This is a genomic window from bacterium, assembly GCA_023230585.1.
Taxonomy (GTDB): Bacteria; Ratteibacteria; UBA8468; order B48-G9; family JAFGKM01; genus JALNXB01.
Map to the genome: position 1 here is coordinate 1 of JALNXB010000095.1, position 4899 is coordinate 4899.

Sequence of the window (4899 nt, forward strand, 5' to 3'; positions counted from 1 at the left end):
ATACCATTGTTATTGCACTGGTCAATGTTGTCTTTCCGTGATCTACGTGCCCGATTGTTCCTATATTTACGTGCGGCTTACTCCTTACAAATTTCTCCTTTGCCATTTTAATGCCTCCTTAATAAATCCTGTTATTAGTTAAATAATTTTTTAAGACCCTCTAATACGCTTTAATTCTTCAGGGGGTACAACTTCATAAAAAGAGGGTTCTATTATATAATTTCCTCTTCCTTGTGTCAATGACCTTAAAATTGTAGCATATCCAAAAATATTTCTAAGAGGTATAAACCCTTCTATAAATCTTATATTATCAAGAGTACCGAGCCTCTCAACTCTTCCACCTCTAAGATTAATATCACTTGAAATTGCTCCCATAAACTCTTCTGGAGCAGTAATAGAGATTTTCATTATTGGTTCAAGCAAAACAGGTGCAGCTTTTGAAACTGCTTCCCGAAAAGCCATCGAACCAGCTATTTTATACGCTATCTCATTAGAATCTGTTGCATGAAAAGAGGTATCAATAAGTTCCACTTTTATATCCATCATAGGCGTTCCTAAAAGAGGACCCGCCTCCAAAGCTTCCCTTACCCCTTCTTCAATTGCATAAATAAACTCCATAGGCACCTTTCCTTTTTCTGACACATCTTCAAAGATAAATTTCCCTCCTCTGTCAAGAGGTTCAACCTTTATGACAGCGTGCCCATAATGCCCTTTATTACCTGCCTGTTTTATAAACTCTCCTTCTCCATTGGCAGTTTGAGTTATTGTTTCCCTATAAGCAACCTCTGGTTTACCAAGACGTATATCCAATTTCTGTTCTCTTCTTAACCGTTCAGTTGTAACATCAATATGTAACTCTCCCATACCCATTATTACTATCTGCCCTGTCTCTTCATCTGTCTTTATGCTCAAGGTTGGATCTTCTTCTGAAATTTTAAGAAAAGCATTATAAAGTTTTTCATAGTCAGATTTTATTTTAGGTTCAGCCGATACATATATTACTGGTTGAGGAAATTTTACGGATTCAAAAATTATAGGATTATTCTTTTCAGAAAGAGTATTTCCAGTATAACTTTTTTTTAGTCCGCTAAGCACAACTATTTCTCCTGCTAAAGCTTCTTCTTTTTCTAAATATTTATTTGTATGTACTTCGAAAATCTTCATTACTTTCTCTTGCGAATTAGTAGACCAATTATAAATAATATCACCTTTTTTTAATCTACCAGAATATATTCTTGTAAAAAAAAGTTTTCCTGCATTAACATCGTTATACAGTTTAAAAACATACGCTGCTAAACTACCTTTAATATTACAATCTACTTTATTCTCTTTTTTTGTTTTTGGATTTATTCCAGAAACAGTTTTTATATCAACAGGTGAAGGGAGATAATCTACTACTCCATCAAGAAGCATAGTCACTCCTTTATTCTTTAATGACGACCCACAAAAAACTGGGAACAACTGGCGTGCTAAAGTTGCTTTTCTAAGTGCTTTCTGTAACTTTTCAGGAGTTAATTCAACTCCATTTACGTAATCCTCCATTATCTCCATATCAACATCCGACAACTTCTCAACAAGATTATTAAAGAGAGTGTTTGTCTGTTCCTTGACATTATCAGGCACGTTTTTTTCTGATACCTCAATTGAAGTTTCTGATTCAAACATAAACGCTTTTTTTCTAATTATATCAATAATACCTATAAATTTATCTTCTTCAATTATTGGGATCTCAATTACTACTGTGTTCGCATTCAATTTACTCTTTATATCATCTACAACCTTAAAAAAATCTGCGCCTGTTCTATCCATCTTATTTATATATATTAGTTTGGGAATCTCATACCTTTCACTTTGTCGCCAAACAGTTTCAGATTGAGGTTGAACACCGCCAACTGCACAAAATACTCCAACAGCTCCATCAAGAACTCTTAAAGTTCTTTCTACTTCAACTGTAAAGTCAACGTGACCTGGAGTATCAATAATATTTATTTTGCAATCTTTCCAGAAAAACGCTGTAGCAGCAGCCGAGATGGTAATACCTCTCTCCTTCTCTTGCTCCATCCAATCCATCGCCGCAGTTCCTTCGTCAACGTATCCCATCTTATGGGTTTTACCTGCATAAAATAAGAACTGCTCAGTGGTGGTGGTTTTACCAGCGTCTATATGGGCTATTATTCCAATATTTCTAATATTTTTCAATTCATACATAAAACAAACCTTTCGTAAAACATAATTTATAAAAATATTTTTTTATAGAAAACTTATGAACTAAACCAGCAGTTAAAAAAACTGCTGGTTAAGAACAGGTGTGGTAATGCTGTTATTCAGCAAGGATATTGGCAGGACGCAACACTATTACCATCTATAGTGTGCAAATGCACGGTTAGCTTCTGCCATTTTATGGGTATCATCTCTCTTCTTAACACTTGCCCCTTCGCCTTTTGAAGATTCAATAAACTCGTCAACAAGTCTATTTGCGATAGATTTCCCCTTTCTGGCTCTCACATTACCCAAAATCCATCTGATAGCAAGAGCTAAACTCCGTTCCGGTGGCACTTCTACAGGAATCTGATAGGTTGCACCCCCAACCCTTCTTGCCCTAACTTCAACTTTTGGCTTAACATTATTTAATGCTTTCTTAAAAACTGAGAGAGGATCTTGATTTGTTTTTTCTTTTATTATATCAAGACTTTCATAAAAAATTGTATAAGCCAAATTCTTTTTGCCATCCAACATAAGTAGATTGACAAATTTAGCTATTTCATAATCGTTATATTTTGGGTCTCCTGAAATTTCTTGTTTTTCAGCCCTCTTTCTTCTCGGCATCTTTTAACCCTCCGCTTTCTTTTCACCTTCTTTTGGTTTTTTTGTTCCGTATTTTGACCTAGACTGTTTTCTGCCTTCAACACCTCCAGTATCAAAACAACCTCTTAAAATATGATATTTAACTCCTGGCAGGTCTCTAACTCTTCCGCCTCTAACAAGAACGATTGAGTGTTCTTGTAGGTTGTGTCCAATACCTGGAATGTAAGCAATAACCTCTTTACCATTTGTTAATCTGACCTTTGCTATTTTTCTCATCGCTGAGTTAGGTTTCTTTGGGGTAGCTGTTTTTACATAAAGACAGACCCCCCTTCTTTGGGGATTCTTATTAAGAGCAGAAGATTTTGATTTTTTCTGCTGCTTACGTCTCCCCTTCTTTATAAGTTGATTGTATGTAGGCATATTTATCCTCCTAAATATTGTTTAAATAATAAACTATTCTTCATCCTGCTGTTGGAACAACCCAGTCCCAGCAGGTATTAATCTTCCAAGAATTACGTTTTCTTTAAGACCTTCAAGCGGGTCTTCAAACCCCAGCATAGCTGACGTTGTCAAAACTTTGGTAGTTTCTTGGAAAGAAGCAGCAGATATAAAACTGTCACTACTAAGAGCCACTCGAGTAATTCCAAGTATCATTGGTTTAAAAGAAGCAGGCTTCTTGTTTTTAGGAAGAGATTCATTGATTTGTTGAATTTTTATCTTATCTATCTCTTCACCTTCAAGTAAGAACGTATCACCTGGGTCCTCAACTCTCACCTTAGAAAGCATCTGTTTAACAATTACTTCAATATGTTTATCTTTAATTGTAACACCTTCAACACGATATACTTTCTGTATTTCACTTAAAAGATATTCTTCTACTTTTTTTGCTCCCTGTATTTTAAGCATCTCCTTCAACACTATAGGACCATCGGTCAGTTTACTTCCAGCTAAAACCTTATCTCCAGAAGAAACAAGAAGGTGTTTATTGTATGGTATATCATACTCTTTAACAGTTTCTGTTTCCAGGTTAGAAATCTTAACCTGTCTACTACCTTTATCAGAAGGCATTATTTCTACAATCCCGTCAATATCAGAAATAATGGCAGGGTTCTTCGGATTTCTTGCTTCAAAAAGTTCCGAAACTCTGGGCAAACCGCCAGTAATATCTTGCTGTACCCTCTTTTCTGAACGAAGAATCTTCGCTATATCAGCACCCGCTGCAACTTTTTCCTTTTCAACTACCATAATATGGGCATCTTCTGGTAAATGGTAGTTACCCACAACCTGCCCTTTACTGTTTTTAAGGATAATTTGAGGATCCATATCTTCTTTATGGGGTATTATAACTTTTCTACTAATACCAACAGCTGTATCAAATTCTTCTTTTGCGGTTTTACCAACCTCTATCTCTTTATAGAAGACAGTACCTTCTCTCTCTGCTATTATAGGAAATGAATACGGGTCCCATTCAGCAATAACAGTCGATTCGATAACTTCTTCACCATCTTTAACATTCATATAACTACCTACTCTTAATGTATATCTTTCTATTTCTCTACCCCTATCGTTATTAAGAATAACACTCCCTTCCTTCAAGACTCTCTCTTTTCCGTCAGGTGAAACTACAAGTCTTAGGGTTTCAGGGAATTTAATTATACCTTTCTCTTTAGCGACAACAGTAGAAGCGCCAGCACTTCTTGAAGCCGCTCCACCAGTGTGGAACGTTCTTAAAGTTAGCTGAGTACCTGGTTCTCCAATAGATTGTGCAGCTATAACTCCAACTGCCTCACCAATATTAACTTGTTTTTTCCTTGCCACGTCCCAGCCATAACACTTAGCGCAAACTCCTTTTTCTGCTTTACAGGTAAGAACAGACCTTATTTTGAGCCTATTTATTACTATACCTGTATTCTCAATAATATTTTGAGCTTTTACTTCATCTATAAGTTCTCCTTCCTTTATAATAAACTCATCAGTAAATGGGTTCATTACGTTTGCAGCAGCAACCCTGCCTATGATTCTCTCTTTTAAAGGCAGAAGTTCACTATCTCCGTCAGCAATAGAACTTAAAAATATACCTTCGGGAGTACCGCA

At 35.9% G+C, this 4899-nt stretch carries 5 protein-coding genes; all 5 read right to left on the bottom strand.

Annotated features, from left to right (window positions below):
• Nucleotides 1–106: GTP-binding protein (locus tag M0P98_09180; GenBank protein ID MCK9267019.1), on the bottom strand; the 106-nt coding region annotated here is incomplete at its 3' end.
• A gap of 44 nt (nt 107–150) precedes the next feature.
• Nucleotides 151–2208 carry an elongation factor G gene (fusA, locus tag M0P98_09185; protein ID MCK9267020.1) on the bottom strand — a complete coding sequence of 686 codons (2058 nt, stop codon included), beginning with the start codon at nt 2206–2208 and terminating at the stop codon, nt 151–153.
• A 147-nt stretch (nt 2209–2355) separates the two neighbouring features.
• Nucleotides 2356–2826: a 30S ribosomal protein S7 gene (gene rpsG / locus M0P98_09190; GenBank protein ID MCK9267021.1), complete on the bottom strand. Its 471-nt coding sequence runs from the start codon at nt 2824–2826 to the stop codon at nt 2356–2358.
• A 3-nt stretch (nt 2827–2829) separates the two neighbouring features.
• Complete coding sequence (gene rpsL, locus M0P98_09195; GenBank protein MCK9267022.1) at nt 2830–3225, bottom strand: 30S ribosomal protein S12; 396 nt, start codon at nt 3223–3225, stop codon at nt 2830–2832.
• Nucleotides 3226–3258: 33 nt separating this feature from the next.
• On the bottom strand, nt 3259–4794 hold the full coding sequence (locus M0P98_09200) for a hypothetical protein (GenBank protein ID MCK9267023.1): 1536 nt from the start codon (nt 4792–4794) through the stop codon (nt 3259–3261).
• Nucleotides 4795–4899 lie beyond the last annotated feature (105 nt).

Bases quoted from the DNA above. Each gene is read 5' to 3' on its own strand.
- fusA (MCK9267020.1), bottom strand. From the start codon at position 2,208: ATGTATGAATTGAAAAATATTAGAAATATTGGAATAATAGCCCATATA.
- rpsG (MCK9267021.1), bottom strand. From the start codon at position 2,826: ATGCCGAGAAGAAAGAGGGCTGAAAAACAAGAAATTTCAGGAGACCCA.
- rpsL (MCK9267022.1), bottom strand. From the start codon at position 3,225: ATGCCTACATACAATCAACTTATAAAGAAGGGGAGACGTAAGCAGCAG.
- M0P98_09200 (MCK9267023.1), bottom strand. From the start codon at position 4,794: ATGAACCCATTTACTGATGAGTTTATTATAAAGGAAGGAGAACTTATA.